This window comes from Micromonospora sp. DT15, assembly GCF_049841475.1.
Lineage (GTDB): Bacteria > Actinomycetota > Actinomycetes > Mycobacteriales > Micromonosporaceae > Micromonospora.
In genome coordinates, this window is record NZ_JBNCKJ010000031.1 from 1 (window position 1) to 790 (window position 790).

Consider the following 790-nt stretch of genomic DNA (forward strand, 5'->3'; position numbering starts at 1 on the left):
TCGGTGGTGTGGGTGTGGGTCGGGGTTATTTGCGGGGTGGGGGGTTGACGGCGGATCGGTTTGTGCCGGATCCGTTTGGGTTGGTGGGGTCGCGGTTGTATCGGACTGGGGATGCGGTGGCGTGGCGGTCGGACGGGAGTGTGGAGTTCCTGGGTCGGTTGGATGCGCAGGTGAAGTTGCGTGGTGTGCGGGTGGAGTTGGGTGAGGTGGAGTCGGCGTTGCGGTCCTGCGTGGGTGTGCGGGATGCGGTGGCGTCGGTGGTGGAGGTGGGTGGTCGGCGGGTGTTGGCCGGTTTTGTGGTGCCGGTGGGTTCGGGTGTTGATGTGGTGGGTGTTCGGGAGGTGTTGCGGGGGGTTTTGCCGGAGGTGTTGGTGCCTTCGGTGGTGATGGTGGTTGATGTGGTGCCGGTGGATCCGAATGGGAAGGTGGATCGGCGTCTGTTGCCGGTGCCGGTGCTTGGTGATGAGTCGGTGTTTGTGGCGCCGGTGTCGGTGGTGGAGCGCGCGGTGGCTGCGGTGTGGGCGCGGGTGTTGGGTGTTGATGTTGTTGGTGTCGAGTCGAGTTTCTTTGATCTCGGTGGTGATTCGATGCTGGCGGTGTCGTTGGTGGGTGCGTTGCGGGCGGAGGGTTATCCGACGAGTGTCCGTGATGTTTTCGCTTACCGGACCGTGCGCGGGCTCGCGGCCAGTTTCGGCGAGGGCGTTGACGAGTGGGAGCCGGTGGCGCCGTTCGCGTTGCTGTCCGACGCGGACCGGGCTGCTCTGCCGGACGGCCTGACCGACGCCTACCC

1 protein-coding gene is annotated in these 790 nt (G+C 65.7%); it reads left to right on the forward strand.

Annotated features, from left to right (window positions below; all coding sequences use genetic code 11):
- Positions 1-140 precede the first annotated feature (140 nt).
- On the forward strand, positions 141-790 hold a 650-nt coding region (locus ACLQ3F_RS31605), incomplete at its 3' end, for a phosphopantetheine-binding protein (protein ID WP_425853363.1).